Annotated in this window: 2 protein-coding genes; one reads left to right on the top strand and one right to left on the bottom strand. The window is 79.6% G+C overall.

The genetic code is table 11. The annotated features are described in order from the left end of the window. A partial coding sequence (locus PAI11_RS10665; RefSeq protein ID WP_040599837.1) for a hypothetical protein occupies positions 1–501 on the bottom strand: 501 nt, incomplete at its 3' end. 118 nt (positions 502–619) lie between these two features. Here PAI11_RS10665 and PAI11_RS10660 point away from each other — a divergent pair. After that, positions 620–1,112, top strand: a 493-nt coding sequence (locus PAI11_RS10660) for a YncE family protein (protein WP_211656582.1), incomplete at its 3' end; no start/stop codon positions are given.

Here is a 1,112-nt window from a genome sequence, read left to right as displayed (position 1 = left end):
GCGGGTCGCGGCGGTGCCGCTGCCGGCCGCCCCGCTGATGACCCGCAGCCGGTAGGGGATCGCTCCCGGCGCGGCGCAGGCGGCCGCGGCCGCCCCGCAGCGGACCTGGAGCAGCAGCCGGCCGTCGGCCGCGATCCGGGCCTGGGCGACGATCGTCTGGCCGTTGCGCGCCCGGCGCCAGCGGATCGCTCCGCCGGCGGTCCGCGGCAGACCGAGCGTCAGCGGGCGGGCGTCGACCTCGCCGCGGTGCTGCAGGCGGACGGTGACGAGCGCGCCGGCGGTGCCGCGCGCGACGAAGAAGTCCTCGTCGCGGACGCTGGCCGGGCCCAGGACGACCTGCTGCTCGATCACCGGGCCGAGCGCGACCGGCTGGGCCGTCGCGGCCGTCTCGGTGCCCGCGTCGGGCTCCAGCAGATCGGTCCCGGCCACCGCCCAGGCGGACGGGGCGGCGACCAGCCCGCCGGCGACGGCGAGACCCAGCAGCAGGACGTGGCGGCGCATGGCCCGGGGTTCGTTCCCGCCGCCCGCGTTCCTCGCCGCGACCCGGGACGAACGGCGGATTGCAGACCGGGCCCGCCCGCAACAAGCGCACGCGCGCGGGGTTGACGTTGACATGGTGGTGCTCCCGTCCCGCGTCCGCCCCCGGCTCGCTCGCGCGCTCGCGCTGACCGCGGTCGGGGCGCTCGGACCAGTCGCGCTGCTGGCGCCGGCCGGTGCCGAGGCTCGCACGGTCGCGCTCGCCGACGGCAGTTCCCGCGTGCGCCTGCTCGACCTGCGATCGCTGGCCCCGCAGCGGACCGCGCGGGTCCCCGGGCGGTCGTACGCGCTGGCGTTCGGCGGCGACGGCGCTCAGCTCTACGTCGGTGCCGGTCACGGCGTCGTCGCGGTCGACCCGTCGACCGGCGCGGTCGGCGGGAGCCGCCCGACCGGGATCACGCCGCGCGGCCTGGCGGTCGCGACGGCCAGCGGACGGGTGGTCGCGGGCGGCGGACGTCGGCTGGTCGTCCTCGAGCCGGGATCGCTGGCCCGCGGCGCGACGATCACGCTCGAGCGCGGCGCCGGCGTGACCGCGGTCGCGGTCGACGCGAGCGGCTCGCGGGCGCTGGTCGCGG

This window comes from Patulibacter medicamentivorans (genome assembly GCF_000240225.1).
Lineage (GTDB): Bacteria > Actinomycetota > Thermoleophilia > Solirubrobacterales > Solirubrobacteraceae > Patulibacter > Patulibacter medicamentivorans.
The sequence above is the reverse complement of the archived record's forward strand: the minus strand, read 5'-3'. Positions and strand labels throughout refer to the sequence as shown.